Origin of the sequence: Marivivens donghaensis (assembly GCF_030410045.1) — a bacterium.
GTDB lineage: Bacteria > Pseudomonadota > Alphaproteobacteria > Rhodobacterales > Rhodobacteraceae > Marivivens > Marivivens donghaensis.
Genome location: NZ_JAUFRA010000005.1, coordinates 662,714 through 689,209, shown reverse-complemented (window position 1 = coordinate 689,209; position 26,496 = coordinate 662,714). Strand labels below are relative to the sequence as shown.

Annotated in this window: 28 protein-coding genes and 1 riboswitch; of the genes, 16 read left to right on the top strand and 12 right to left on the bottom strand. The window is 56.5% G+C overall.

What is annotated here, in order from left to right:
* The first annotated feature begins 16 nt into the window (after positions 1-16).
* Together groL and QWY83_RS09010 are read left to right on the top strand one after the other, a co-directional pair.
* On the top strand, positions 17-1,654 hold the full coding sequence (groL, locus tag QWY83_RS09015) for a chaperonin GroEL (protein WP_067551455.1): 1,638 nt from the start codon (positions 17-19) through the stop codon (positions 1,652-1,654).
* 67 nt (positions 1,655-1,721) lie between these two features.
* The gene (locus QWY83_RS09010) at positions 1,722-2,570 is read left to right on the top strand and encodes a DMT family transporter (RefSeq protein ID WP_249945221.1); all 849 of its coding nucleotides are present in this window, start codon (positions 1,722-1,724) and stop codon (positions 2,568-2,570) included.
* Positions 2,571-2,602: 32 nt separating this feature from the next.
* Here the strand turns inward: QWY83_RS09010 and QWY83_RS09005 are convergent, their stop codons facing one another.
* The 8 genes from QWY83_RS09005 to QWY83_RS08970 all read right to left on the bottom strand — a co-directional run bounded on the left by QWY83_RS09005 (position 2,603) and on the right by QWY83_RS08970 (position 10,851).
* Complete coding sequence (locus tag QWY83_RS09005; RefSeq protein ID WP_249945222.1) at positions 2,603-4,072, bottom strand: mannitol dehydrogenase family protein; 1,470 nt, start codon at positions 4,070-4,072, stop codon at positions 2,603-2,605.
* 2 nt (positions 4,073-4,074) lie between these two features.
* Complete coding sequence (locus QWY83_RS09000; RefSeq protein ID WP_290245945.1) at positions 4,075-4,848, bottom strand: L-iditol 2-dehydrogenase; 774 nt, start codon at positions 4,846-4,848, stop codon at positions 4,075-4,077.
* Positions 4,845-5,849 carry an ABC transporter ATP-binding protein gene (locus QWY83_RS08995; RefSeq protein WP_249945223.1) on the bottom strand — a complete coding sequence of 335 codons (1,005 nt, stop codon included), beginning with the start codon at positions 5,847-5,849 and terminating at the stop codon, positions 4,845-4,847. The genes QWY83_RS09000 and QWY83_RS08995 overlap by 4 nt, the downstream gene beginning before the upstream one ends.
* 11 nt (positions 5,850-5,860) lie before the next feature.
* On the bottom strand, positions 5,861-6,691 hold the full coding sequence (locus QWY83_RS08990; RefSeq protein WP_067551443.1) for a carbohydrate ABC transporter permease: 831 nt from the start codon (positions 6,689-6,691) through the stop codon (positions 5,861-5,863).
* 13 nt (positions 6,692-6,704) lie between these two features.
* A complete protein-coding gene (locus QWY83_RS08985) occupies positions 6,705-7,571 on the bottom strand; it encodes a carbohydrate ABC transporter permease (protein WP_067551440.1) in 867 nt (288 codons plus the stop codon).
* Positions 7,572-7,686: 115 nt separating this feature from the next.
* The gene (locus QWY83_RS08980; protein ID WP_249945224.1) at positions 7,687-8,991 is read right to left on the bottom strand and encodes an ABC transporter substrate-binding protein; all 1,305 of its coding nucleotides are present in this window, start codon (positions 8,989-8,991) and stop codon (positions 7,687-7,689) included.
* A gap of 244 nt (positions 8,992-9,235) precedes the next feature.
* Positions 9,236-10,195 (bottom strand): sugar-binding transcriptional regulator, encoded by a 960-nt coding sequence (locus tag QWY83_RS08975; protein WP_249945225.1) that lies wholly within the window; start codon positions 10,193-10,195, stop codon positions 9,236-9,238.
* Positions 10,192-10,851, bottom strand: a complete 660-nt coding sequence (locus QWY83_RS08970) for an HAD family hydrolase (protein WP_249945226.1) — start codon at positions 10,849-10,851, stop codon at positions 10,192-10,194. Before QWY83_RS08970 ends, QWY83_RS08975 begins: the two co-directional genes overlap by 4 nt.
* A 94-nt stretch (positions 10,852-10,945) precedes the next feature.
* On the opposite strand from QWY83_RS08970, the gene QWY83_RS08965 reads away from it, so the two are divergent.
* Positions 10,946-12,007 (top strand): dipeptidase, encoded by a 1,062-nt coding sequence (locus tag QWY83_RS08965; RefSeq protein WP_249945227.1) that lies wholly within the window; start codon positions 10,946-10,948, stop codon positions 12,005-12,007.
* Here QWY83_RS08965 and QWY83_RS08960 read toward each other — a convergent pair whose 3' ends face one another.
* From QWY83_RS08960 to QWY83_RS08950, 3 genes are all read right to left on the bottom strand, one after another.
* Complete coding sequence (locus QWY83_RS08960) at positions 12,008-13,063, bottom strand: YeeE/YedE family protein (protein ID WP_249945228.1); 1,056 nt, start codon at positions 13,061-13,063, stop codon at positions 12,008-12,010.
* A gap of 48 nt (positions 13,064-13,111) precedes the next feature.
* Positions 13,112-13,447: an ArsR/SmtB family transcription factor gene (locus QWY83_RS08955; RefSeq protein WP_105234455.1), complete on the bottom strand. Its 336-nt coding sequence runs from the start codon at positions 13,445-13,447 to the stop codon at positions 13,112-13,114.
* 102 nt (positions 13,448-13,549) lie between these two features.
* Positions 13,550-13,906 carry a thioredoxin domain-containing protein gene (locus QWY83_RS08950; protein ID WP_105234456.1) on the bottom strand — a complete coding sequence of 119 codons (357 nt, stop codon included), beginning with the start codon at positions 13,904-13,906 and terminating at the stop codon, positions 13,550-13,552.
* Between the two features lie 85 nt (positions 13,907-13,991).
* Here QWY83_RS08950 and QWY83_RS08945 point away from each other — a divergent pair, with 85 nt between their 5' ends.
* The 11 genes from QWY83_RS08945 to hemA all read left to right on the top strand — a co-directional run bounded on the left by QWY83_RS08945 (position 13,992) and on the right by hemA (position 23,667).
* The gene (locus QWY83_RS08945) at positions 13,992-14,726 is read left to right on the top strand and encodes a cytochrome c biogenesis CcdA family protein (protein ID WP_249945229.1); all 735 of its coding nucleotides are present in this window, start codon (positions 13,992-13,994) and stop codon (positions 14,724-14,726) included.
* 22 nt (positions 14,727-14,748) lie between these two features.
* Positions 14,749-15,315: a thioredoxin family protein gene (locus tag QWY83_RS08940; RefSeq protein ID WP_249945230.1), complete on the top strand. Its 567-nt coding sequence runs from the start codon at positions 14,749-14,751 to the stop codon at positions 15,313-15,315.
* 140 nt (positions 15,316-15,455) lie between these two features.
* Positions 15,456-15,932, top strand: coding sequence for a sulfur oxidation c-type cytochrome SoxX (gene soxX / locus QWY83_RS08935; protein ID WP_249945231.1), 477 nt, complete (start codon positions 15,456-15,458; stop codon positions 15,930-15,932).
* Positions 15,933-15,957: 25 nt separating this feature from the next.
* On the top strand, positions 15,958-16,374 hold the full coding sequence (soxY, locus tag QWY83_RS08930; protein WP_067551408.1) for a thiosulfate oxidation carrier protein SoxY: 417 nt from the start codon (positions 15,958-15,960) through the stop codon (positions 16,372-16,374).
* Positions 16,375-16,391: 17 nt separating this feature from the next.
* Positions 16,392-16,721 (top strand): thiosulfate oxidation carrier complex protein SoxZ, encoded by a 330-nt coding sequence (gene soxZ / locus QWY83_RS08925; protein WP_105234460.1) that lies wholly within the window; start codon positions 16,392-16,394, stop codon positions 16,719-16,721.
* 30 nt (positions 16,722-16,751) lie between these two features.
* On the top strand, positions 16,752-17,597 hold the full coding sequence (soxA, locus tag QWY83_RS08920) for a sulfur oxidation c-type cytochrome SoxA (RefSeq protein ID WP_105234461.1): 846 nt from the start codon (positions 16,752-16,754) through the stop codon (positions 17,595-17,597).
* Positions 17,598-17,684: 87 nt separating this feature from the next.
* On the top strand, positions 17,685-19,388 hold the full coding sequence (gene soxB / locus QWY83_RS08915) for a thiosulfohydrolase SoxB (RefSeq protein ID WP_249945232.1): 1,704 nt from the start codon (positions 17,685-17,687) through the stop codon (positions 19,386-19,388).
* Between the two features lie 16 nt (positions 19,389-19,404).
* A complete protein-coding gene (gene soxC, locus QWY83_RS08910) occupies positions 19,405-20,679 on the top strand; it encodes a sulfite dehydrogenase (RefSeq protein WP_074039024.1) in 1,275 nt (424 codons plus the stop codon).
* Positions 20,663-21,886 (top strand): c-type cytochrome, encoded by a 1,224-nt coding sequence (locus tag QWY83_RS08905; protein ID WP_249945233.1) that lies wholly within the window; start codon positions 20,663-20,665, stop codon positions 21,884-21,886. Before soxC ends, QWY83_RS08905 begins: the two co-directional genes overlap by 17 nt.
* Before the next feature lie 120 nt (positions 21,887-22,006).
* On the top strand, positions 22,007-22,441 hold the full coding sequence (locus tag QWY83_RS08900; RefSeq protein WP_105234465.1) for a DUF302 domain-containing protein: 435 nt from the start codon (positions 22,007-22,009) through the stop codon (positions 22,439-22,441).
* 2 nt (positions 22,442-22,443) lie between these two features.
* Positions 22,444-23,667 (top strand): 5-aminolevulinate synthase, encoded by a 1,224-nt coding sequence (gene hemA / locus QWY83_RS08895; protein ID WP_249945234.1) that lies wholly within the window; start codon positions 22,444-22,446, stop codon positions 23,665-23,667.
* 39 nt (positions 23,668-23,706) lie between these two features.
* Here the strand turns inward: hemA and QWY83_RS08890 are convergent, their stop codons facing one another.
* Positions 23,707-24,606: an MBL fold metallo-hydrolase gene (locus QWY83_RS08890; protein ID WP_249945235.1), complete on the bottom strand. Its 900-nt coding sequence runs from the start codon at positions 24,604-24,606 to the stop codon at positions 23,707-23,709.
* Between the two features lie 145 nt (positions 24,607-24,751).
* Positions 24,752-24,837, top strand: a riboswitch (glycine riboswitch).
* A 111-nt stretch (positions 24,838-24,948) separates the two neighbouring features.
* On the opposite strand from QWY83_RS08890, the gene gcvT reads away from it, so the two are divergent.
* Both gcvT and gcvH read left to right on the top strand, forming a co-directional pair.
* A complete protein-coding gene (gcvT, locus tag QWY83_RS08885; RefSeq protein WP_249945236.1) occupies positions 24,949-26,055 on the top strand; it encodes a glycine cleavage system aminomethyltransferase GcvT in 1,107 nt (368 codons plus the stop codon).
* Between the two features lie 22 nt (positions 26,056-26,077).
* Positions 26,078-26,437, top strand: a complete 360-nt coding sequence (gene gcvH / locus QWY83_RS08880) for a glycine cleavage system protein GcvH (protein WP_067551388.1) — start codon at positions 26,078-26,080, stop codon at positions 26,435-26,437.
* The last annotated feature ends 59 nt before the right edge of the window (positions 26,438-26,496 follow it).

The following is a 26,496-nucleotide window of genomic DNA, read 5'->3' as shown; positions in this document are numbered from 1 at the left end:
GACGAGGACTACAGCAATGGCTGCTAAAGACGTCAAATTCGGCACCGACGCCCGTAACCGTATGCTCAAGGGTGTGAACATCCTGGCTGACGCGGTAAAAGTTACCCTTGGCCCGAAAGGCCGCAACGTTGTGCTCGAAAAATCTTTCGGCGCACCGCGCATCACCAAAGACGGTGTTTCTGTCGCTAAAGAGATCGAACTGGAAGATAAGTTCGAGAACATGGGCGCGCAGATGGTTAAAGAAGTCGCTTCGCGCACCAACGACGAAGCTGGCGACGGTACCACCACTGCAACCGTACTTGCACAGGCAATCGTAAAAGAAGGCCTCAAGCAGGTTGCTGCTGGCCTGAACCCGATGGACCTGAAGCGCGGTATCGACATGGCGACAACCACTGTCGTTGAGCAGATCAAGTCTATGGCTCGTGAAGTTGCAGACTCTGACGAAGTTGCTCAGGTCGGCACTATCTCGGCTAACGGCGAAGCATCGATCGGTCGTCAGATCGCAGACGCGATGCAGAAAGTTGGCAACGACGGCGTCATCACCGTTGAAGAAAACAAAGGTATGGAAACCGAAGTAGAAGTCGTCGAAGGCATGCAGTTCGACCGTGGCTACCTCTCCCCGTACTTCGTAACCAACCCGGACAAAATGGTCGCTGAACTGGAAGACGCTGTCATCCTGCTTCACGAGAAAAAACTGTCGTCGCTCCAGCCGATGGTTCCGCTGCTCGAGTCGGTTATCCAGTCCCAGAAGCCGCTCATCATCATCGCTGAAGATGTTGAAGGCGAAGCACTGGCAACTCTCGTAGTGAACAAACTGCGTGGTGGTCTGAAAATCGCTGCTGTCAAAGCACCGGGCTTCGGCGACCGTCGCAAGGCAATGCTGCAGGATATCGCTATCCTGACCGGCGGCCAGGTGATCTCCGAAGACCTCGGCATGAAACTCGAGAACGTCACCATGGACATGCTCGGTTCGGCTAAGAAAGTTTCGATCTCCAAAGACAACACCGTTATCGTTGATGGCGCTGGCAACAAAGCAGAGATCGAAGCACGCGTTGCACAGATCCGCACCCAGATCGAAGAAACTTCTTCGGACTACGACCGTGAAAAACTGCAAGAGCGCGTTGCCAAACTGGCTGGCGGTGTTGCTGTTATCCGCGTCGGCGGCATGACTGAAGTAGAAGTAAAAGAGCGTAAAGACCGCGTTGATGACGCACTGAACGCTACTCGCGCTGCTGTTCAGGAAGGCATCGTTGTCGGCGGTGGTGTTGCTCTGGTTCAGGCTGCGAAAGTTCTGGCTGGTCTCGAAGGTCAGAACGCTGATCAAAACGCTGGTATCGCAATCGTTCGCCGCGCTCTCGAAGCTCCGCTTCGTCAGATCGCAGAGAACGCTGGCGTTGACGGTGCAGTTGTTGCTGGCAAAGTTCGTGAATCCGACGACAAAAACTTTGGCTTCAACGCTCAGACCGAAGAATATGGCGACATGTTCAAATTCGGCGTGATCGACCCAGCAAAAGTAACCCGTACCGCTCTCGAAGACGCGGCATCGGTAGCTGGTCTCTTGATCACCACCGAAGCAATGGTTGCTGACAAGCCTGCCAAAGACGGCGGTGCACCTGCAATGCCCGACATGGGCGGCATGGGCGGCATGATGTAATCATCGCCGAAGGCATGATAGGGAAACGGGGTCGCAATCGCGGCCCCGTTTTCGTTTGGAGGCACGAATGATCTACCTCGTAGCACTTGGCGCGTTGCTCGCACTGGCCGCCAATTCGGTTTTGATCCGTTTGGCAGTGGTGGATTACGGGGCCGATCCTGCGGCCTTTGCCGTCGTGCGCGTGGCGACAGGGGCGGTCGTTCTGATGACGATAGCCCTTTTGCAAAAGAGAGGGGCGTGGCCGACAAAAGCGCGGTCGTTTGCAGGGGCTGTGTGCCTCGCCGGCTATATCGTCGGCTTTTCACTCGCCTATCGCACTTTGGACGCTGGATTTGGCGCCTTGCTGCTGTTCGGCTGGGTGCAGATCACGATATTCGCTACGGTGGTTGCACGCGGCAACCGCCCATCTGTGTTTCAATGGATCGGCGCGATAGTGGCTTTCTTCGGGTTGGTCTGGCTGTTGAAACCTTCATCAGACCTTGGAACCTTGTCCGTCATTGATCTGATGCTGATGTCCTTCGCTGGGATGAGCTGGGGATTCTACACTCTGCTCGGCCGTGGGGCGGGGGATCCTGTTCGCGTGAACGCGATGAGCTTTGCCCTGTGCCTGCTGTTCGTGCTGCCGTTGATGATGGTCGGCAATGGGGCGCTCAGTGGGCCAGCATTGGTGCTCGCCATGGCGTCGGGCGGCATTACCTCGGGCCTTGGCTATGCGCTCTGGTATCGGATTGTGGCGGTCATTGACCCTGCGCTGGCAGGGGTAGGGCAGTTGATGGTGCCCGTCTTGGCCAGCCTCGGTGGACTGGTCTGGATCAACGAGCCGATCACAGTTCAGTGGATCATCGGCGCGGCACTGGTGCTCGGCGGGATTGGGCTATCGATTGCGCCGCAGATCATAGCTAAACGGCGCCTCTAAACAGAAGCGCCGTTTCAGGATGTCTAACAGGCTTAGCCTTTGATGTAGGCGGTCAGAGTAGCTTTGACGCCGTTGTCATAAAGGCTGTTCAGGGCCTTTCCAAAGGCGGCCACGAATACCTCGTTCTGGGCGAGATCACCAAACACCGCAGTGTTTTCTAGAAATGCCGCGGGACGAGCCTTGGCCTCATCCGCGAGAGATTTGAGAACCACATGGTTGTCGTCATTCGGCGCGATCTCATTGCCAGCTTCATCCACGCGGGCGCAATAACGGCACCAGAGCGCGACTTCCAATGCGAGGCCAGACACATCCGCACCCGCCGCCAGCGCGTCACGCAAGGTCGGGAGGATGAACTTTGGCTGACGGTTGGACCCATCGAGGCACAGACGCGGGATCGTGTCGCCGACTTCTGGGTTCGAGAAGCGCTCGATGATCTTTTCGCGATAGGCCTGATAATCAACGCCCTCAATCGGGGTTAGCGTCGGGATGATTTCACGCTGTTCCAATGCGTCGAGCCATTCTGAGATCAACGGATCAGCCATCGCATCATGAACAAAATGATGCCCGATCAGAGCCGACGGATAGGCAATCGCCGCGTGGCCACCGTTCAGGATGCGGAGCTTCATCAACTCGTATTTTGCAACATCCTCAACGAATTCCGCGCCAACCTTTTCCAGCGCTGGGCGACCTTGGGGGAAGTTATCCTCTAGGACCCATTGACGGAAAGGTTCACAGGCAACAGGCACCGCATCGGTGATGCCGAATTTATCGGCAACCATCGCGCGTTCGCGGTCAGAGGTCGCTGGCGTGATGCAGTCGACCATAGAGTTCGGGAAGGCAACGTTTGCGCTGATCCAATCCGCAAAGTCTGGGTCAGACAGACGAGCGAGGCCAATGACCGTGCGTTTTGCGACGTGACCGTTTTCAGGCAGGTTGTCGCAGGACATGAACGTGAACGGCGCAAGGCCAGCGTCACGACGAATGCGGAGTGCTTTGATCACCATACCGAACACGGTTTTCGGCGCGTCGGGGTTCGCAGCATCTGCGACAATGTCGGGGTGTTTTGTGTCAAAACCATCGGTCAGGGCGTCGACGTAATAGCCGCCCTCGGTGATGGTGGTCGATACGATTTTGATCGCGGGATCGGCCATTTTTGCGATGGTGACCTCGGGATCGACCTCAACGAAGTCGATCATAGAACCAACGACCTGAGCGGTGAGGCCCGAGGGGTCCAGTTCGACAACGGTTGTCAGCCAGTCTTGTTTCGCAAGACGGTCGCGCATGGTTGCGTCGCCTGCGCGGACGCCAGCGCCACACAGCGCCCAGTCATGGCTTTCACCCAGTGCAAACAGGCGGTCGAGATATACCGCCATGTGCGCGCGGTGGAAATTGCCGATCCCCACGTGGAGGATGCCCGCCGTCAACGCGGATCGGTCGTAAGAAGGGGTGCCGATGGTATCAGGGAGCTGAGCCAGAGCGGAGGTGTTGAGTTCGATTGCCATGGTCATGCCATCCAGTTTCCGCCGTCCACACCGAAACATTGTGCGACGACATAGTCGGCCTCGTTTGAGGCAAGAAAGAGTGCCATTCCGGTCAGATCTTCAGCCTTGCCCATGCGTCCAAAGGGGACGGCGGCACCGACTTCGCGTTTTTTCTGACCGAGGGGTTTGTTTTCATATTTGGCAAAGAAGGCATCGACGCCGTCCCAATGTTCGCCATCCACCACACCGGGCGCGATTGCGTTCACATTTATGCCATGTTGGATCAGGTTCAGGCCCGCTGACTGGGTAAAGCTGATGACAGCGGCTTTCGTCGCACAGTAGACGCCCACGAGGGCCTCACCACGACGGCCAGCTTGGGACGCCATATTGATGATCTTGCCGCCTTTGCCGTTGGCGATCATGACCTTCGCGACAGCTTGGGTCATGAACATGGTGCCAAAGACGTTGATCGAGAACAGCTTTTGATAATCTGCCTCGGTGATCTCAATGATCGGTGCGGCCGAGAATAGCGCGGCGTTATTCACAAGGATGTCAATCCCGCCGAGTTCCGTTTCGACCGTGTTCACGGCGTTATCAATGCTAGCTTTATCCGCCACATCACAGGCAACGGCGATTGCGCCATTGCCGATGGTTTGTGCGGCCTTCAATGCGGCCGAGGCGTTGATGTCGACAATCGCAACACGCGCGCCTTCGGCAGCATAGGCCTTTGCAAATTCAAAACCGATCCCGCGGGCTGCACCCGTGATCAGAACCGATTTACCCGAAAACCGTATCATGCAATCCGCAGCCCTTTTTCGTCAAAGCGGTGGATCTTGTCGGCTTCGGGGGTGAGATAGACAGTATCACCGTGGCGAACGGGGAATTCGCCGCCAACGCGCACGGTTATGGATTCCGCGAGGCCCGTTTCATGAACGTGCAGGAAGGTGTCAGAGCCGAGATGTTCAGAGACGCTGACTGTACCTTTCCATAGACCTTCGGTCGCGGATGCAGTCAGGTGCTCTGGACGAATGCCGATGGTGTGCGCGCCATGCTGTGCAGCGGTTTCACCTTCGATAAAGTTCATCTTGGGCGAGCCGATGAAACCAGCGACGAATTTGTTGCGCGGGGTGTGGTACAGTTCGAGAGGGGAGCCGACCTGTTCGATCACACCAGCCTGCAGAACCACGATTTTGTCTGCCATGGTCATCGCTTCGACCTGATCGTGGGTCACGTAGACCATGGTGGTTTTCAGGCGCTCGTGGAGTTCTGAGATCTCAAGTCGCATCCCAACGCGAAGCGCTGCGTCCAAGTTCGACAGCGGTTCGTCAAAGAGGAACGCGCTTGGTTCGCGCACAATCGCGCGGCCAATTGCAACACGCTGGCGCTGACCGCCAGAGAGCTGACCCGGACGGCGATCAATGTAGCTATCGAGGTTCAGAACCTTTGCAGCGTTATCCACGCGGCGGTCGATTTCGGCCTGATCCATCTTTGCCATCTTGAGCGGGAAGGCGATGTTCTTGCGCACGGACATATGCGGGTAGAGCGCGTAGGACTGGAACACCATCGCAAGACCGCGTTTTGCGGGCGGCAGGTCGGTGGCGTCTTTGCTGTCGATGCGGATTTGGCCGCCCGACACGTCCTCAAGGCCAGCGATCAGGCGCAGAAGAGTGGATTTGCCGCAACCCGATGGGCCAACGAATACAACGAACTCTCCGTCTTCGATGGTCAAGTCCAGCGGCGGGATAACTTCGACATCGCCGAAACGTTTGGTGACTTTATCTAGCGTAATGCGTCCCATTATTCTTTTCCTTATTTCACGGCGCCGAAGGTCAGACCGCGGACAAGTTGTTTTTGGCTGAACCAGCCCATGATCAGGATCGGTGCGATCGCCATGGTCGAAGCAGCAGAGAGTTTTGCGTAAAAGAGGCCTTCAGGGCTGGAGTAGCTTGCGATGAATGCGGTCAACGGAGCGGCTTTGGCGGCCGTCAGGTTGAGCGTCCAAAACGCTTCGTTCCAAGCCAGAATGACGTTCAAGAGGATCGTCGAGGCGATGCCAGGGACGGCCATTGGCGTGAGGATGTAGAGGATTTCCTCGCGCAGTGTGGCGCCATCCATGCGGGCTGCCTCAAGGATCTCACCCGGGATTTCCTTGAAGTAGGTGTAGAGCATCCAGACGATGATCGGCAGGTTGATCAACATCAGGACAACGACCAGACCCCAACGGTTGTCCAAAAGACCCAATTTGATGAACAGCAGGTAGATAGGGTAAAGAACACCAACCGCTGGCAACATCTTGGTCGAGAGCATCCACATCAGGATGTCTTTGGTCCGTTTGGAGGGAACGAATGCCATCGACCATGCTGCAGGAACCGCGACAACGATGCCCAAGAGGGTAGAGCCAACTGCGATGATCACAGAGTTTGTCAGGAACCGCAGGTAGTCAGAGCGTTCCTGAACGATCGCGTAGTTTTCCAGCGTCCAGTCAAAGAACAGGAAAATGGGTGGATCAGAGATTGCCTGACCTTCGGTTTTAAAGCTGGTCAGAATAGTCCACAGGATCGGGAAAAAGATCAGAAGACCGATAGCCCAAGCGAGGGTCGTATTGAGCGCCTTTTGGCGTGTGGTGACGGTGCGTGCCATGACTGCTCCTCCCTCAGTTATCCAAGTTTTTGCCGACGATGCGCATCAGGAAGATGGCGATGATGTTTGCGAGGATGATCGCGTAGACGCCGCCTGCAGAGCCCAGACCGATGTTTTGGCTTTCCAGAACCCGCTGGAAGATGAGGTAGCTGAGTGTCTTGGTGCCGAATGCGCCGCCGGTGGTGACGAAAATCTCTGCGAAAACCGCCAGAAGAAAGATTGTCTGGATTAGGATCACGACGGTAATTGCACGGCTTAGGTGCGGCAGGATGATGTACCAGAACCGTTTCAGGGCAGGTGCGCCGTCCATTTCAGACGCTTCGAGTTGTTCGCCGTCCAACGATTGGATCGCGGTCAGCAGAATGAGGGTCGCAAACGGCAGCCATTGCCAGCTGACGATGATGATGATCGAGGGTAGGGAGGCCTGCGACATCCATTCAACGGGCTGCGCACCAAAGGCGCGCCACAGGTGGGCGAACAGGCCGTTGGTCGGGTCCATGAACATGTTCTTCCAGACCAGTGCGGACACGGTCGGCATGACAAAGAAGGGTGCAATCACGAGGATGCGAACGATGCCTTGGCCCCACATTGGGCGGTCCAGCAAGAGCGCCAGCAGAACACCGAACACGACTGTGATAAACAGCACGCCACCAACGATGATTAGGGTGGTGAGGATGCTCGGCCAGAAAGAACTGCTTGTGACAAAGCGCGTGTAGTTTTCGAATCCAGCCCATCCAAGGTCGCCGCCACGCAGGGGCAGGTAGTTCTTGAACGAGAAATAGAGCGTCATCGTGAGCGGGACGAGCATCCAACCCAGCAATAGAATGACCGCGGGGGCCATCATAATGCGAGCTGCAGCGCGTGAATGTTGGGTCGCCATGAATGCACTTCCTCTGTTGGTAGCTGTGCCGCTACCTTAAAGATCTTTGCGTAATTCGTAGATTGAAATGAGCGGTGGGCAGCGCGAGGGCCACCCACCGTCATTGGAGGAAAGCTTAGCGGTAGCCAGCTGCTTCCATTGCGTCGTTGGTCAGGGCTTGTGCCTTGGCCAGAGCTTCTTCAACGGTCTGTTGACCAGCGTAAGCTGCCGAGAACTCTTGGCTTACGTCAGTTGCGATACCTGCGAATTCTGGGATCGCTGCGAACTGAACACCAACGTAGGGTGCTTCGTTTACAGTTGCGTTCAGCGGGTCAGCCGACAGGATCGAGTCCAGGGTCATCTGTGCGAAAGGAACGTCTTTGTAGTTCGGGTTTTCGTACAGCGATACGCGTGCGCCCGGAGGAACGTTTGCCCAGCCTTCGTTTGCAGCTACGAGCTCGATGTAGGAGGTCGAAGTTGCCCACTCGATGAACTGTTTCGCGGCGTCGGTTTTCTGCGAACCTGCAGGGATCGCGAGAGCCCATGCCCAGAGCCAGTTCGAACGTTTGCCCAGACCGTTATCCGGTGCCAGTGCGAAGCCAACCGAGTCAGCTACGGTCGAGTCGTTCGGGTTGGTGACGAAGGATGCCGCAACAGTTGCGTCGATCCACATGCCGCACTTGCCTTGCTGGAACAGCGAGAGGTTTTCGTTGAAGCCGTTGGTGGCGTAGCCAGCCGGACCGGATTCATCCATCATGCCTTTGAAGAAGTTGAGGGTGTTTGCCCATGCTTCGCCGTCAAAAGTTGCGTTCCAGTCCATGTCGAACCACTGAGCGCCGAACGAGTTGCCCATCGCAGTGATGAACGCGCCGCCTTCACCCCAGCCTGCTTTACCGCGCAGACAGATACCGTTGATGTCAGCATCACGGTCGGTCATTGCTGCGGCTGCTTCGCGGATGAACGACCAAGTCGGAGCGGTCGGCATTTCGAGGCCAGCTTTTTCCATCAGGTCGGTGCGATACATGATCATCGACGATTCACCGTAGAACGGTGCAGCGTAGAGGGTGCCGTCGTAGCTCAGACCGCCAGCCATAGCAGGCAGGATGTCGCCAACGTTGTACTCTTCGGACAGATCGTCGAGCGGGACCAGCCAGCCGTTCGCACCCCAGATCGGGGTTTCGTACATACCGATGGTCATGATGTCGAATGCGCCGCCATTGGTCGAGATGTCGGTGGTTACGCGCTGGCGAAGAACGTTCTCTTCGAGGGTGACCCACTCAACGGTGTGACCGGTTTTCGCGGTGAAGTCGTCGGTCAGACCCTGCATGCGGATCATGTCGCCGTTGTTCACGGTTGCGATGGTCAGCGTTTCAGCATGCGCTAGGGCAGCAGCCGAACACAGAGCGGTTGCGCCCAAAAGGGCACGCACAGTGTATTTCATGATTTCCTCCCAATGCCCAGGTTTGGGCAAATGCTACGTTAGTGGGCAAATGTTCACAAAAGGCTTCAAAATTGTCAATCCCAATTACCCGCCGCAATGCAGTAAACGGTTAAATGACCATAAAAATAAGGGCTTGCAGTGGGATTTCTGTCTGCAATCGCGTATAATTTCTGACGGCGCTAACAGTATTGTTGCAGCGCAGCGAAACGGTTGAGAGGCTACAGGTAAGGTGTCGCGGGAGAAACTAGTTGCCGAGAATCGACTCTGCGGTCGCTTCGTTCGTGATCAATCCGTTGATGAGATGCCCTTTGAGCGCGGCTCTGATGGCGCGGACTTTGGACGGACCAACAGCGATGGCCGTGATCCGACGGTCTGCCGCCACGGCGAGCGGAGCGGAGGCGACGCGACGGTTAAATGCGCAGTCGATCACCTGGCCCGTGTCGTCGTAAATCCACGAGGTGATTTCGCCCGCAGCACCAGCCGATTGCAGTTCTTCGATTTCGTGACGTGGAATGAAGCCGTCAACAAACAGCGGTGCGGTCATGTCCATTTGACCGATCCCGACTAGGGTAAGGTCGGCACGTTCACACAGGCTTAGCGTGTTGCGGACGGCTTCCTGTCCGTGGAGCGTTTGGAGTTCGTCGGGCGAGTTTGCCAAAACTGGTAGCGGGTAGGGGTATTGGATCGCGCCAATGCGCTCTGCCAGATGAATGGTCGCGTTATATGGCGTTGCGGACCCGTCGCTCATCATGTTGCCGAGGCGCGACACGACACGGTGTTGCGGGCAATTCATGCGTGGAAGCTGTTCAACTGTCGTCTTCAACGCGCGGCCCGTGCCCAGAGCGATGATTTGTTCATCCTCGGTTTTGAGCGTGCGTTCCAATTCAGCCGCAGCCGCAATTGCAGCGCCCGTTGTGAGGTTCGGGGCCTCGGGGTCGGAGGGGACAATTTCGCAAAAGCCCAGACCAAATTTATCCGTCACCGCCTTGGAGAGGTCCATGCAGCGTGCAATCGGGTGATCGAGGCGAACCTTTACCAGTTTTTCACTGACGGCCATCGCGACGAGCCGTTGCGCCGACTGTCTAGACACCCCGAGCTTGCGTGCGATTTCGTCCTGAGTGTTGCCCGCAACGTAGTAAAGCCACCCTGCGCGGGCGGCGTCATCCAAACGTGTGGTTTCAGGTGTGAATCGACCGACTGTCACGGGGCCTCCTTGATCGTCTTTAAGACCTGCGTGAAATCTGCCCAGTTGTCAAAGGCTTGAACGCCGTCGGGCATTTCGACCCCTAAACCACGCAGATGGCTGGCCCCTGTGTAAGCCAGATGAGGCATGCCTGCGGCCTGTGCTGCGGTGAGGCCAGGAATGCTGTCTTCGATCACCAAAGTTCGGGAGGGATCGGCGCCCATCTCTTTGGCGGCAAATAGAAAAAGGTCGGGCGCGGGTTTGCCGTTTTTGACTTGAGACGCCGTGAAAACATGCGGCCCAAAAAACCGCGCGAGGCCCGTCAATTCGAGCGACCGCGCCACGCGTGGCGGGCTCGATGAGGTTGCAACGCAGATCGGTCGGTCGAGCGTTTCAAGCAGGGTTTCGATTCCCTGTGTGGCCTCTAGCTGAGTTTCAAAACGGTGCAGAAGGCTAGTCCGATACCGTTGTTCAAAGTCGTCAGGCAGGGGCGTGTTGAACTGTTCACGGAGGCTTTTCGCGACGGTTGGAAAACTGCGACCGAGGCAATATTTCCGAACATAGTGCCGATCAATCGCGATCCCGATCAGCGCAAGTTCTGAGATCAGCGTATCAGCGCTGATGATCTCGCTGTCGATCAAAACGCCGTCACAGTCAAAAATAATTAGATCGATCATAGGGCCTCCAAGCGCTGCACCGTTAGCACGGGCGAATTGCCGTTGCACCTGTTATGCGCGTCGTTACTGTGAACCCTGTTGGTTGAGGTGAACAATGACGGATTATACGGTTTTCGACGGTCACAACGATTTTCTGTTTCGCTATGCCCGCGCGCCAAAGGCGCAGCGTGCCGCGATGTGGATTGAGGGTGAGGGGGCGCATCACCTTGACCTCCCTCGGATGCAAGCTGCGGGATTCGTTGGTGGTTTTTTCGCGGTTTGGGTTCCGTCGCCTGATGATGCAGGTGGTCTCGATTTCGAAGCGATGATGGAGGTTTTGCCCTACGACCTACCCATGCCGCCCATTTTGGATCAAGCCGATGCCTTGCCAACTGCAATGGCTCAAGTGGCTGGACTATTCGAAATGGAACGTTTGTCGAGCGGTGATCTGACCGTTTGCCGAAGTGGTGCAGAGGTCCGTCGGGCGGTTGAAAAGGGTAAAGTCGCGGCCATCCTGCACATGGAAGGGGCCGAAGCGATTGGTGCTGACTTGTCTCAGCTAGAGGTCTGGTATCGCATGGGGCTGCGGTCCATCGGGCCTGTCTGGAGTCGACCAACAATCTATGGCGAAGGGGTTCCTTTCGCGTTTCCGTCCACCCCTGACCGAGGCGCTGGCCTCACGGATTTGGGCAAGGATCTGATCCGTGAATGTGATCGCCTCGGTATTCTGATCGACCTATCACACCTGAATGAAAAAGGGTTCGATGACGTCGCGGCGATTTCGTCGCGTCCGTTGATCGCGACCCATTCCAACGCCCACGCGGTTACACCGTCGTCGCGCAACCTCACCGATCGTCAGTTGGCAATGATTGCCGAAAGTGGCGGGATTGTTGGGCTGAACTTTGGCTGTGCCTTCCTGCGCGAGGACGGACGACGGGATGCGAACACTGGGTTCGACCGTATCATGGCGCACCTTGATCGCTTGATCGGGGCGCTAGGCGAAAATCGTGTCGCCTTGGGTTCCGATTTCGATGGCGCGGTCATCCCGTCCGTGATTGGGGACGTTTTAGGGCTGCCTGATTTGATCGATGCGATGATCGACCACGGCTACGATCCCGCGCTGGTTTCAAAGATCAGCAGCGGGAACTGGATGTCATTCTTGGATCGGAACCTCTAATCAGTCGACCGGCTGCCAGCCAGTAATCAACTGACGCAGGCCAAAGGCAGCGCCTGCGACGATGCTAGCAAGTGTGAGCGGTGCGGACCACGCGAGAACGGACATGGCCGAGAGGCCTTGGCCAATGCTGCATCCCATCGCGACAACTGCGCCTACACCCATTAGGGCTGCGCCGAAAATTTGGCGGCGAAGTTCGCGTGGGTCTTCACAGGCTTCCCAGCGGAAGTGGCCTTTGATCAGCGATCCGATAAAGGCACCACACCAGACGCCCGCAACCGACCCGATGGCAAAAGACAGGCTCTGTCCGCTTGCTGTCATGCCCCAGAGGATGGTCTCTCCAATCGGGGTTGCAAAGGTGTGCGACACCACTGGTGTGCCATCAAAGCCGTTCGAAGCGATCCATTGTGTGCCAGCCCAGCCAGAGACGGCAGCCAGACCGACCACGACGCCCCAGAACAAGGTGGACGTCGAGGCCCGAACACGGGCTGGCGCGATGGTGGCGACCAGAATGATAAGGCCGATCAGAATGCCGATTGTGCTGGGCGTCATGCCCGTCATTTGCGCGATGCTATGGGCGATGCCTGGAACGTCGCCCGAAATGCGGTCCTGCGGGAATAGGTAGACCCGCGCATAGGCCAGGGGGCCTGACACCGTTCCATAAGCCGCAATCCCCATGACAACCACGATAACGAAGTTCCGCAGGTCGCCGCCGCCCAGTCGGGCTAGCGCGCCGTATCCGCAGTTTCCAGCGAGGGCCATTCCGTAGCCGAACACCACCCCACCAACCACAGCGCCGATGGGGGCAAAGGCAAAGCCAAGGTAGATCGTGGATGGGGCATCAAGCAGACCTGCGCCAATCAAGGCAAAGCTCCCGATCACGGCCGTGCCGATCGCAACGCCCCACATGCGCAAACGCATGTCATTTTCGCCGTAGAGGTAATCTTCGATCGCGCCGAGGGTGCAGAACCGACCCAATCGTGCCGCCAGCCCCAACAAAAGCCCGCTCAACAAGCCAAGGATGGCCGCGGCGTTGCCGTCGCCCAATAGATCAAGCATCAGATTTTCCTCCCTTTTACCTAAACGCCGATAGGTCGGCGGATAGGGTTACGACTTGCCGCAAAACATGTCGTAGACGAGGTCAATCATCTGGCGAGGACGGTCATCGGTCAAGCGGTAGTAGATCGTTTTTCCCTCACGGCGCGGCGTGACCAAACCTTCGAGCCGTAGACGGGCGAGCTGTTGGGATACAGCCGCCTGACGGGCAGAGATCAAATCTTCGAGCTCTGTCACGGATTTTTCACCAGCAGAGAGGTGACACAGGATCAGCAGACGCCCCTCGTGGCTGATCGCCTTGAGGAAGTTCGCCGCCTCTTGGGCGTTGTCCATAAGCTTGTCGAGGTCAGCCTCGCAAATCTTATCGTCTACAATTGGAAGGCCCATTGTGCCGATCCTTATTGTCCTGCCGTACTGTTCAGCGCTTACGCGAAACGGCTATTTTATTCAACGATGATGCGCACACGAATTAAAGTTGTGGCATCCTCGTCAAGTTTGCGCGGGCGGCAGGCCGAGGATCTGGCCCAAAAGCCCCCAGAAGAAATCTTCGCCCGGATAGCCCTCGATCCTGCCAATCTCAACGCCGTCTTCAAGCACGACAAAAGTTGGGGTGAACACCATCGGTCTGTCTAAAGTCACATCGCTCGGCAGCGGGTCATTGATATCGACCTGCCAGAGCGGAGCCATCTCGCCTTCGGTGGTTTTGGGGTAGATGGGGCCGATTTGGGCTTCCCACCGTGCGCACCACATGCAGCCATCCTCGACCCCCATAAGAAGTCGGGTTTCAGCAGCGGCAGGCACCGCCGTCAGGACCCAGAGGGCCAAGGCTTTCCATAATGTGCGCATCTGTATGCAAACCGATTGACGGATGGAAATATCATCATCTAGCATAATATGAATATGTGAATGTCGCAAGGGAGGGCGGCCGCCGATGGATATGACCTATATGGGCGCGGCTTTTGCCGGCCTTTTGTCGTTCTTTACACCCTGCATTTTGCCGATGGTTCCGTTTTACCTGTCCTACATGGCAGGTCTTTCGATGAATGAACTGCAAGGTGACGATGACATCGCGCCCGGCGCGCAACGCCGCCTCGTTCTGTCATCCATCGCGTTTGCGCTGGGCGTCACGACTATCTTCGTGCTGCTCGGACTTGGCGCGACGGCGGTCGGGCAGGCGGTTGCACAATGGAAGCCGATCTTGGCCTATGTCGCCTCTGCGGTCTTGATCGTCTTTGGCCTGCATTTCTTGGGCATCATGCGGATACCGTTCCTCTATCGTGAGGCGCGGATGGAGAGCTCAGCTGAGCCTTCGACCGTAGTTGGGGCCTATCTCATGGGCCTCGCCTTTGGCTTTGGGTGGACGCCCTGCGTTGGTCCGGCTCTTGCGTCCATCCTGATGATCGCGGGCGGCATGGGCAGCCTGTGGGAAGGGGGGATGCTCCTCTTGGTTTACGGCTTGTCGATGACGGCGCCATTCGTCGTGGCGGCACTTTTTGCCAAGCCTTTCTTGGGCTGGGCGCGGCGCAACCGCCGTTATTTGGGCTACGTCGAAAAAGCGATGGGCGTGATGCTGATCCTGTTTGGTGTTTTGATCGCTACGGGCAGTGTGAACACGATTGCGGATTGGATGATCCGCCACGTGCCTTGGTTCTCAACGATTTTGTGAGTCGCAGTGGGGGAGGAAATCCATGCGTAAATTACTAGGTATTCTTGCGGCTGTTCTGTTCGCTCAAGCCGCGCATTCCGCTGAACTGGGCGACGATGGTCTGCACAAAGTAGATTGGCAGCGTGACACGTTCAAAGATCTTCGCGAAGACCTCGAAGAGGCCAACGCTGAGGGTAAGCGCTTGATGGTCATCATCGAACAGCGTGGCTGCATTTACTGCACCAAGATGTACGAGGAAGTCTTTCCCGTGCCTGAAATCGACCAATACATCCGTGACCACTACTTCGTTGTTCAGCTCAATATGTTCGGTGATGTCGAGGTCACGGACTTTGACGGCACGACCTTGGCCGAGAAGGACATGATTCAACGCTGGGGGATTCTGTTCACTCCGACGCTGATTTTTTATCCGACAGAGGTAGAGGACGGTGCATTCGGTCAGGCTGCGGCTGCAGCGGTGATGCCTGGGGCCTTTGGAAAGTGGACCACCTACAACTTGCTAAACTGGGTGGTCGAAGAGGGTTACCTCGGGGACGAAAATTTCCAGAAATATCATGCACGTAGGATCGAAGAGGGCGGCCTTTTCGACTGATAATTCGCACCCCAAATCGAGGGGTGCGACAGCCCGCCGCAACGCAGCAATATTCAAAAATTTGAATTTGTGATTGTCAGGAGGCGGGTTTGTCTACTACGGTATTCAAAGAACCGCATATGATGATTTAGGGAGGGCTCATGAAGAGCATCATTCAAATGGCGGTCGGTCTGGCAGTTGTTGCCTCTGTTGCTTCGGCAGAAGAGGTCGCACCCGACGCAGTCGTTTTTGACGATTACGGCGCGGTCGAACAATCCCTGACCGGCTTAGCTGGCAACGTCGAGAACGGCATTGTCATCATGACCAACCGCGGCAAAGGGAACTGCATTGCGTGCCATCAGGTCGATGCACTTGCGGACTACCCGTTCCACGGCGAAGTCGGACCGGCGCTGAACGGCGTTGGTGGCTATCGGACCGAAGCAGAGCTGCGTGGTATCGTGGCGAACGCAAAACACACCTTCCCCGACACGGTTATGCCCTCGTTCTACAAGACCAACGGCTACATCCGTCCGGGTGATGCATTCACCGGCAAAGCAGGTGCCGAGCCTCTCGCTCCGCTTCTGACCGCCCAAGAAATCGAAGATGTCGTCGCCTATCTGCTCACATTGACAGACTAAGCGACCGAACCCGAGAGGAGAGAAAATGAAGCTGACGCGCAGAGACTCGATCCTGCTTGCGATGGGTGCTTCGGCTGCCGCAATGGTGCCGTTCACCGCAAATGCAGCCGTCGAGGACCTTATCAATGCTTTCACTGGCGGCGCTGCTGTAGGTGATGCCGGCATTACCTTAATCGCGCCGGAAATCGCAGAGAACGGTAACACTGTTCCTGTAGAAGTTGACGCACCGGGCGCAGTAGCGATCATGCTGCTGGCAACCGGCAACCCGACCCCGTCGGTTGCGACTTTCAACTTTGGCCCGCTGGCTGGTTCCCAGTCCGCATCGACCCGTATCCGTCTGTCGAAAACTCAGAACGTCACAGCAATCGCTAAGATGGCTGACGGTTCGTTCGCTCAGGCGTCTTCGGAAGTCAAAGTCACCATCGGCGGCTGCGGCGGCTAAGGTTTAGGAGAGTCAAAATGGCAGACAACGTAACACCCCGCGTCCGCGTTCCCCGCGATGCAGCAGCTGGCGAATCCATCGTCATCAAGACGCTGATTTCGCACCCGATGGAATCCGGTCAGCGCAAAGACGGTGACGGCAACCTCATCCCGCGGTCAATCATCAACCGCTTCACTTGCGAATTTAACGGTCAGAGCGTGATTGATGTCACTCTCGAGCCAGCGATTTCGACAAACCCCTATTTCGAGTTCCAGTCTCTGGTGCCGGAATCAGGAACGTTCACCTTCACCTGGTACGATGACGACGGTTCGGTTTACACCGACACCAAAGACATCGCTGTCAGCTAAGGGTGAACCGTCAAAGGGAGGATCTTTAATATGAAGATGACGGTTCTTAAATCCGCTATCGCTGGCCTCGCACTCGTTGCGAGCGGTGCAATGGCAGAGGGTGGTTTCGAGATTAACGGAGAGATCTCGATCACCACTCACGCCGCTACACCTGATTATCTGGATGGTGCTCTGCCAGAGTTGATCTCTGGTTGGGAATTCCGTTCGGCTGACACTCAAGCAATGCAGCTCGATGACTTTGACAACCCAGGTATGCTGGCTGTTGAGGCCGCAATGGGCGCTTGGGACACGGTTGAGGGCACTGCAGAAAAATCCTGTGCATCCTGCCACGGCAGCGCAGAGGAAAGCATGGTCGGTATCCGTGCAGTTTATCCGAAATGGAACGAAACTGCTGGCGAAGTCCGCACCCTTGCGATGCAGATCAACAACTGCCGTACCGAGCAGATGGGCGCAGATGCGTGGAAATACGACGGCTCTGATATGTCGGGTATGGAAGCACTGATCTCTGTCCAGTCGCGCGGTATGCCTGTGAACGTTGCAATCGACGGTCCCGTTGCTGCCACTTGGGAGCAGGGCCGCGAGATGTACTACACTCGCTACGGTCAACTGGAACTGTCGTGCGCAAACTGCCACGAACAGAACTACGACAACAACATTCGGGCTGACCACCTGTCGCAGGGTCAAATCAACGGCTTCCCGGCATACCGCCTGAAAACCGCTGGTCTGGTTCAGACACACAACCGCTTCAAAGGTTGTGTTCGCGACACCCGCGCCGAGACTTTCTCGCCGGGTTCGGCTGAATTCGTTGCTCTGGAACTCTATGTCGCGTCGCGCGGCAATGGCCTGAGCGTCGAAGCACCGTCGGTTCGTCCGTAAGAAATCAAGGCCCGCGCCAGCGATGGTGCGGGCTTTTGTCTATCCTGAAACATTCAAAAACAAGAATACGAAAAAGGATCGCTTGGTATGATCTCACGCCGTGATTTTCTTCAGGCCAGTATGGCCGCTAGCGCCATCTGGGGTGCGTCCGGTTTTGGCAATTGGGGACGTTTGGCCGCGCAGCAGGTCTTGACCCAAGACGACCTGCTTTCGTTCGAAACCTTCGGCAACGTGTCGCTGATTCACATCACCGACATTCACGCCCAGCTCAAGCCGATCTATTTCCGCGAGCCTGAGATCAACCTCGGCGTTGGCGACAGCCGTGGCGCTGTTCCGCACGTAACGGGCGCAGACTTCCGCCGTCTTTATGGGATCGACGATGGATCGTCGTCGCATTACGCGCTGACCTACAATGACTTTGCCGCTCTGGGTAAAACCTACGGCAAGATGGGTGGCCTCGACCGCATTGCGACGGTCGTAAAGTCGATCCGCGCTGATCGTCCTGATGCGATCCTTCTGGACGGCGGTGACACATGGCACGGGTCTTACACCTGCTACCACACACAGGGTCAGGACATGGTGAACACCATGAACCTCCTTAAACCTGACGCAATGACGTTCCATTGGGAATTCACGCTGGGTTCTGACCGCGTCCGTGAACTGATCGCTGATCTGCCCTATGCCTCCCTCGGCCAGAACATCTTTGACAGCGAATGGGACGAACCTGCAGAAGATTTCGCACCCTATAAGTTCTTTGAACGTGGTGGCGTAAAGATCGCCGTTATCGGTCAAGCCTTCCCCTATATGCCAATCGCCAACCCAGGTTGGATGTTCCCTGAATACTCCTTCGGTATTCGTGACGAACGCATGCAGGAAATGGTCGATGAAGTGCGCGGCATGGGTGCCGAATGCGTTGTCGTCCTGTCGCACAACGGTTTCGACGTGGATAAGAAAATGGCGAGCCGCGTTCAGGGCATCGACGTGATCCTGTCGGGTCACACGCACGACGCGCTGCCCGAACCCGCCCTCGTCGGTGAAACGATCATCGTGGCCTCAGGCTCGAACGGTAAGTTCGTCAGCCGCGTTGACCTCGATATCCGCGATGGCCGCATGATGGGCTTCCGTCACAAACTGATCCCGATCTTCTCTGACGTGATCGAAGCGGACGCAGAAATGACCGCAGCGATTGACGCCGAACGTGCCCCGTATGAGGCCGACCTGAACGAGGTCATCGGTACCGTTGCGGACGACACTACATTGTTCCGCCGTGGTAACTTTAACGGCTCGTGGGATGACCTAATCTGTGACGCGCTTCTGTCCGAACGTGACGCAGAAATCGCAATGTCGCCTGGCGTGCGTTGGGGGCCGTCCATGATGCCGGGTCAGCAGATCACGCGCGAGGATCTCTGGAACGTCACCTCTATGACTTATCCGAACGCGTATCGCACTGAAATGACAGGTGAATTCATTCACACCATCATGGAAGACGTCGCGGACAACATCTTTAACCCCGACCCATACTACCAGCAGGGCGGGGATATGGTTCGCATGGGTGGCCTCGGCTACCGCATCGACATCAATAAGCCGATTGGCGAGCGTATCTCTGACATTACGCTCCTCAAGTCAGGCGAAACACTCGATCCTTCCAAATCCTATGTGGTCGCGGGCTGGGCGAGTGTGAACGAAGGCACAGAAGGTCCTGAAATTTGGGACGTTGTTGAAAGCCATATCCGCAAACTCGGCACCGTGTCCGTTGCACCGAATACTTCGGTGCAGGTCGTTGGTGCGTAAGACAGGGGACCATAGGATGGACACCAAATACAAAGGCACCAAGCCGTCCCGTCGTTCGTTCCTAACCGGAGCACTTGCCGCTGGCGGTGCTGCCGTTGGGACGACCTACGCGCGGGCGCAAGGCGCACCTGATCCTGCAATCACTGAAACCCAGCCATGGCGCCAGTTCCTTGGTGATGGTGTGGACGCAGCACCTTACGGTATGCCGTCGGAATACGAGGCTGACGTTATTCGTCGTCGCGTTCCGTGGCTGACCGCTGACGCTGTATCGTCGATCAACTTTACGCCGCTGCATGAACTCGACGGGATCATCACCCCGAACGGCCTGTGCTTTGAACGTCACCACGGTGGCGTCGCGCATGTTGATCCCGCTGAATATCGCCTAATGATCAACGGCCTCGTGGAAAAAGAACTCGTGTTCACAATGGAAGACCTCATGCGCTTCCCGCGTGAGAACCACGTTTACTTCCTCGAGTGTGCGGCGAACTCTGGCATGGAATGGGCGGGCGCGCAGCTGAATGGCTGTCAGTTCACCCACGGCATGATCCACAACGTAATGTATACAGGCGTTCCGCTTCGTCTGCTTCTCGAAGAAGCTGGCGTGAAAACCAACGGCAAATGGCTGATGGTTGAAGGCGCGGATGCTGCGGGTATGAACCGTTCGATCCCGATCGAGAAAGCACTCGACGACTGCCTCATCGCGTTCAAAATGAACGGCGAGGCACTACGGCCAGAGCAGGGCTATCCTGTCCGCCTCGTTGTTCCCGGTTGGGAAGGCAACATGTGGATCAAATGGCTCCGTCGTATCGAAGTCGGTGACGAGCCTTGGCACGCACGTGAAGAAACGTCGAAATACACTGACCTTCTCGAAGGCAGCATCGCGCGTCGCTTCACATGGGAAATGGACGCGAAATCGGTCATCACGAACCCGAGCCCGCAGGCTCCGATCACCCACGGCAAAGGTTGGACTGTTCTCACGGGTGTCGCTTGGTCTGGTCGTGGCACGATCCCACGTGTGGATGTGACCATCGATGGCGGTAAGAACTGGCATCAGGCGCGTATGTCTGGTCCGTCGCTCGATAAATCGATGCACCGCTTCTACTTCGAGTTTGAATGGGATGGCTCGCCGCTGCTTCTGCAGTCTCGTGCGCACGATAGCACTGGCTATGTCCAGCCAACCAAAGAAGAGCTGCGTCACTTCCGCGGCGAAAACTCGATCTACCACAACAACGGCATCCAGACTTGGTATGTCAACGAAAACGGCGAGGCAGAAAATGTCGAAATTTCTTAAGATTTTCGCCCCAGCAGCAACGGGCGCGGCGGGTATGCTCGCGCTGGCTTACACGGCCGCTGACCAGTTCATCGTAGATATTCCTGCGCCTATTCGCGAGGCTATCGCGATCAACGCTGCAGTTGCTGAAGAAGCCCGTGCAGAGGCCGAAGCCCGCGCTGCAGAGCTTGCGATGGCTGGCCTCGCGCCGTCGGCTGATGGTGGCTACGGTTTGGGTCGCGGTGCGCTCTCGGAAGAGGTTGCGGCATGGGATACGGACGTTCGTCCTGACGGACATGGCCTGCCTGTCGGTTCTGGTGACGTCTTCACTGGCGAAGAAGTGTTCGTCGAACGCTGCGCAATGTGCCACGGCGACTTTGGTGAGGCTGTTGGCCGTTGGCCTGTGCTCGCTGGTGGTCACGGCACGCTCGAGCATGAAGATCCGGTTAAAACCATCGGATCCTACTGGCCGTATCTGTCGACCGTCTATGACTACGTGAAGCGCGCGATGCCTTTCGGTGATGCTACCTCGCTGTCCGATGACGAAGTTTACGCGATCACCGCATACCTTCTGTATGTGAACGATCTGGTTGATGACGACTTTGAACTCAGCAATGAGAACTTCCAAGACGTGCGTCTGCCGAACGAGGCAAACTTCATCGACGACGACCGTATGACCACAGAAATTCCTGCATTTGTTCGTCCAGAAATCTGCATGGAAAACTGTAAAGATGCGGTTGAGATCACAATGCACGCGTCCGTTCTGGACGTGACGCCAGAGGAAACCGCTGCAAAAGCGGCCGCAGCCGCAGAAGCCGCCGCAGCGGCAGAAGCTGCTCCAGCCGCTGCCGTTGAAGAAGCTGCTACTGCTGAAGTGACTGAAGCAGCCGCAGACGCTGCCCCATCGGCTGAACTGATTGCGGCAGGTGAGGGCGTATTCCGTCAGTGCCGTAGCTGTCACCAAGTCGGCGAAGGCGCTCGCAACGCAACGGGTCCTGCGCTGAATGGTGTTGTCGGCGCGCACATCGGCTCGGTTGATGGCTTCCGCTACTCCAATACGTTCAAAGATGCGAACGAAGCGGGTGACGTTTGGTCCGCCGACCGCCTGGCAGAGTTCCTCGCTGATCCGCGTGGGTCGATGGCAGGTACCAAAATGGCATTTGCTGGCCTTCGCACTCAGGAAGATATCGACGCGATCATTGCGTACCTGTCGACCTTCTCGCGCTAATACTTTCCCCGTCCGGCGCACCTGTCGGGCGGGGTTTTCCATTTCTCCGATATGATCCATGTCAAAGTCGGATCGCAGAGGTGGGATTAACCAGAGATCAACAGGAAGGGGCCCTTCGCCATGACCCGCACCTTTGTCGCTGCGCTGCTAACTTTGACGATGACTGCCGCCTCTGCCCAAGAGGCCGCAACCACTTATGCCTTTGACGGTAGTTTTGACGACGCCACCTTTGGCGTCGAATCCGCTATTGTGGGCCGTGGTCTTGTGGTGGATTGGGTCAGTCACACAGGCGAAATGCTCAACCGCACTGGTGCCGATTTAGGTGCCGATCAGGTTATCTTTGATCAAGCTGATATTTTCCAATTTTGTTCGGCCACCATCTCTCGGCAGATGATGGAAGCGGACCCTCTGAATATTGCCCATTGTCCTTATGCTGTGTTCGTTTTTGAACGCGAAGGCGAAGTTGTTGTGGGTTACCGAAACCAACCTGAAGGCGTGATGCAGGCTGTGCAAAGCTTGCTCGATGAAATCGCCCGCGAAGCTGTCGGAGAATAACCATGGACTATCAGAATTTCTTTGCCTCGGAGCTGAACAAGCTCCGCGAGGAAGGCAACTATCGCGTTTTTGCGGATCTTGAGCGTGAGCGTGGAAACTTCCCGAAGGCGGCGAACTTTGTTGAGGACGCGGTTCGCAAAGTATCGATCTGGTGTTCGAACGACTATCTCGGCATGGGTCAGCACCCGAAGGTTCTGGAAGCGATGCATGATGCGCTGGATAAGGTGGGCGCTGGTGCTGGCGGCACGCGCAACATCTCTGGCACGACTCACCACCATGTTTTGCTCGAACGCGAGCTGGCCGATCTCCATGATAAAGAAGCGGCTCTTTTGTTCACCTCGGGCTATGTGTCGAACTGGGCTGCTCTGGGCACCTTGGCGTCGCGCATTCCGAATTGCCTTGTGATTTCCGATAGCCTTAACCACGCATCGATGATCGAAGGCATCCGCCATTCCAAAGCAGAGCGTAAGCTGTGGAAACACAACGATCTAGCTCACCTCGAAGAACTCCTCGCCGAACAGCCGCTTGATCGTCCGAAACTGGTTGCGTTTGAATCGGTTTATTCGATGGACGGTGACATCGCTCCGATCAAAGAGATTTGCGATCTGGCCGAGAAATACAATGCGATGACCTATTTGGATGAGGTTCACGCCGTTGGCATGTATGGCCCGCGCGGTGGTGGTGTGGCGGAACGTGAAGGTCTGATGGACCGCGTGACCGTGATCGAAGGCACCTTGGGCAAAGCGTTCGGCGTTATGGGTGGATATATCACTGCAACGAAAGAACTCGTTGATTTCGTGCGGTCCTTTGCGTCGGGCTTTATCTTTACCACGGCTCTGCCGCCTACGGTCGCGGCTGGTGCCTGCGCCGCCATCAAACACCTCAAGCATTCGTCTGCTGAGCGTGAATCGCAGCAGGCAAAGGTTGCTCAGGTACGTGAACGGCTTGATGCGGCGGGTATCCCGCACATCGAAAATCCGAGCCACATTATTCCAGTAATGGTCGGCGATCCTGTGAAGTGTAAGTGGATTTCTGACGTTCTGATGGATCGCTACGGCATCTACATTCAGCCGATCAACTATCCGACAGTTCCCAAAGGCACTGAACGTCTGCGCATCACACCGTCCCCTGTTCACAGTCAAGAGGACATTGATACGCTTATCGGCGCTCTCGAAGAGCTCTGGGCGCAATGTGAATTGGCGCGAATGCCAATGGCGGCTCAATAATCCAGATACGAAAAGGGCGGCTCAGAGCCGCCCTTTCTTTTATGCTGCGACGAATTTGTAAGTGTCGCCCGATTTTTCGGCCCGTCCCACACCAGGGAAGGGGAAATGGAAGCCGATCATCGCCATTTGTTCGTTTGCGAGACGGTCGAGAAGCCGTTCGCGCGTCGCAATGCCCATGTCCTGATCTTGGTCCGAACCGCTCGCCCACGATGGGACTTCGAAGCCAACGTGGTGGTTACCGATCGCATCACCGATGATCATCAGGCTGTCGGACCCACCGCGGATTTCGAACGATGTGTGACCCGGCGTGTGGCCATTGGTGGCGAAAGCGGAAATGCCAGACACAACCTCATCGCCGTCCTCAAAGGTCTCGAGGTAGTCTTCGATGGTTTGAAGATTGCGGATCGCGCCCGCAGCAAAGGCCATGCGCGCCTCACCGATGGCATTTGGCGTATTCGGGTCGAGCCAGAAATCACGTTCTGCCCGACTGATCATGTGTTTTGCATTATAGAACGCGGGTTCGTCAAAATCATCCAGAACGCCCCAGAGGTGGTCAGGGTGTGCGTGGGTAAAGATAACGTGAGTGACTTCTTCAGGCGTGACGCCGAGTGTGTCGAGCGAGTCGAGCAGACGCCCTGCGGTCGGCATGAAATTCGCGCCCGCACCGGTATCAAACAGCACAGTGTTCGTGCCATCGCGGAGCAGGGTGACGTTACAATCGGGCGTAAATTGGTCAGGCGTCAGGCCGTAGCGTGCGAGGATTTCGCCAGCGTCGCCAACCCGATCCCCGAGGATCATCGAGCCCGGCAAAACGAGGTTGCCGTCGGATAGCGTGTCGATCTTTAGGTTGCCCATTTCGACCGAAGCAAAGCTGCGGAATGGCAGGGTGCCCGTCAAAGCAGCCCCGCCCAACATTACAGCGCGTCTGGTAAGCTTCATTGTAACTCCTCCCAAGTCACATTCATATGTTTGTATATGTAGCGCTTTTGTTCGCTTTCGCCTAGTCATTGCGTGATGGCGCAAATGAAATGCAAAGAGTCGCATTTTCCCACTGGACGGGGGTCGAAAAATTTCCTATCGGAAACATACGTGTTCGGGAGAACTGGATCACCAGTGCCGAAGGAGCAACCGCCCCAGGAAACTCTCAGGCAAAAGGACCTTACACGTATCAACACTCTGGAGAGTGACGCGACAGCGTCCGCCGAAGGGATAACGATCTCAGGCGCAATGGACAGAGGGGGCATCATGAAACGGGCCATTGGTCCGGATGCTGGAGGCAGTATGTCCGATTTGAAACGCACGGGGCTTTACGATCTGCACGTGGACCTTGGGGCCAAGATGGTTCCTTTCGCTGGCTATGAGATGCCAGTTCAATACCCCTTGGGCGTTATGAAAGAGCACCTCTGGACCCGCGAGAATGCAGGTCTGTTTGATGTGAGCCACATGGGGCAGGTGATCTTGCGCGGCGAAGGTGTCGCTGCTGCGTTCGAGGCATTGGTGCCAATGGATGTGCAGGGCGTCACCGAGGGTCGCCAGCGCTATGGCCTGTTCACCAATGACGAAGGCGGTATTCGCGACGACCTGATGTTTGCGAACCGTGGCGATCACCTGTTTGTGGTCGTAAACGCGGCCTGCAAAGATGCCGATATTGCTTACATGCGGGAAAACCTCGCGGGTATCGAGGTTGAGGAAATCTCCGACCGTGCGCTGGTTGCACTGCAAGGGCCGAAAGCCGAGACAGCATTTCAGAAAATTGCTGACGTCGCTGCGATGAAATTCATGGATGTGGCGACTGTGCCGAGCGCCTTTGGCGATCTATGGGTATCACGGTCCGGCTACACGGGCGAAGACGGTTTCGAAATTTCGGTCGCCAATGATCAAGCTGAAGCTTTTGTTCGTGCTTTGCTGGCAGACGATGATGTTGCGGCGATTGGCCTAGGTGCACGTGATAGCCTGCGGCTTGAGGCAGGACTGTGCCTCTACGGGTCCGACATCGATACGACAACAACGCCCGTTGAGGCTGACCTCAAGTGGGCGATCCAGAAGGCGCGTCGCGTCGGTGATCGCGCTGGTGGGTTCCCGGGTGCCGACCGTATCCTTGCTGAGTTTGAAAACGGTGCTGCCCGTGCGCGCGTTGGGCTTTTGCCTGATGGGCGTGCACCAATGCGGGCCCATACGATGCTTTTTGCCGATGAGGTTGGAGGCGAACCGATTGGTGAGGTGACTTCTGGCGCATTCGGGCCCAGCATCAATGCACCGATGTCTATGGGCTACGTGCCCGCCGAGCTCTCGGTTGAAGGCACAGTGATTTGGGGTGAAGTGCGTGGAAAGCGCCTGCCCGCTAAAGTGACGGCACTTCCGTTCCGTCCATCAACATATAAGCGTTAAGGTCCGACAGGAGATTTTGGACATGAAATACACAGAAGAACACGAATGGCTGCGCGTCGAAGGTGATCTGGTCGTTGTTGGTATTACCGAACACGCCACCGAGCAGCTTGGTGATATTGTGTTTGTGGAACTGCCCGAAGAAGGCACCGAAGTCGCCAAAGACGACGAAGTGGTTGTGATTGAATCGGTTAAAGCAGCCTCCGACATCCTTGCTCCGCTGGATGGCGAGATCGTCGAAGTGAACGACGTTCTGGCTGACAACCCATCTTTGGTGAACGACGATCCGTTGAATGACGGTTGGTTCTTCAAGATGAAAGTCGAAGATTTGTCCGTGCTTGATGAATACATGGACGAAGCCGCCTACAAGGCGCACATCGGATAATTTCTCTGATATGTCATGTGGTTAGAGCTTCGTGACATTCAGTGCTGGACGACAGAAAT